Genomic DNA, 1,123 nt, shown 5'->3' with positions numbered 1-1,123 from the left:
ATCTCATTTAATTTATATATCAAAACATTTTTATATAGATTAACTTTATTTACTTTACATGTATATTAACGATCCATATAAATCGTATAATAATCCGGGGTCTAAAAAACATCAGAATAAAAATTCCGATTTCAAGGAAACTGTTTCCAAACCAAAGAATTATAACAGGATCAAATGTCCGGTGTGTAAAAGTGCACTAGTTACCTGCAATTTTTCATATATCGATATATATAATGGAAGAAAATTCAAACGTTCAACATATGAATGCAGATCCTGTTCATGCCAGTTCGAACGAAGCAAAGAAGTTACAAATGAATTAGATACTTCTCCAAATATTTAATATAATTTGACTCGAAATATATACTGGGGATATCTGATATGAATCCGTTTTCTGATTATCAATTTCCTGATTTAATGACGATTCATGAAAATTTTATCATCAATTCGATTATGGGGAATGATTCGGATGAAGAATGTCTTCCCTGTATGAAAAATTATGAAATGATTCATGCATCAACCCAGATGATTGAAACACGAACTGAAGATGATTTCAGACGGGAGATCAGAAACTTTGGTCTTCGCCTTGTTCCATATGGTTCATCAGATAGAGTTTATCAGGTTAAAATGCCCATGATTTCAAATACGTATGATGATTCCAGAAAGATAAAGCCGGAACCATATACATATTATAATGATCCTGAAGGAAATCTTCCCGATGATATGCCGACAGAACCCGTGATTTATGTTGAATGATACCGGAATAATATCAGATGATAACTGAACAACTACCTTTTTATTCTTTGAGATCCAATTAAATATCATGTTGTTTACACTGAAGGTTGAGGACAGGGATAGTAGAAATCCCGATTTTTACAGATTGCGGAATTACCAGTTCAAAAATTTTTATGATCTGTACAAAAAAGTGGGTGCAATGATCGATAAGTCTGATTCATATATGTTCAGTTCTGATTATTTATTATGTCTGAAACGGAAAACCCATATAGTTACCTGCGAAATTTCAAACATTTATAAAAAAATCCCGGTTAAGTACATCATGGAAAGTTATGCATAAATTCAAACATTATGTACAAAATTTATTAAATTTATTAAATTTATGCATAAA

1 protein-coding gene is annotated in these 1,123 nt (G+C 30.9%); it reads left to right on the top strand.

What is annotated here, in order from left to right:
* Positions 1–378 precede the first annotated feature (378 nt).
* Positions 379–753, top strand: coding sequence for a hypothetical protein (locus PLA23_RS11930; RefSeq protein ID WP_324331085.1), 375 nt, complete (start codon positions 379–381; stop codon positions 751–753).
* Positions 754–1,123 lie beyond the last annotated feature (370 nt).

This window comes from Methanospirillum sp. (genome assembly GCF_035406105.1).
GTDB lineage: Archaea > Halobacteriota > Methanomicrobia > Methanomicrobiales > Methanospirillaceae > Methanospirillum.
Note: the sequence above shows the minus strand (reverse complement) of the source record. Positions and strands in the feature narration are given on the sequence as shown.

Excerpts from the sequence above, each read along its gene's own strand:
- PLA23_RS11930 (WP_324331085.1), top strand. The coding sequence starts at position 379 with ATGAATCCGTTTTCTGATTATCAATTTCCTGATTTAATGACGATTCAT.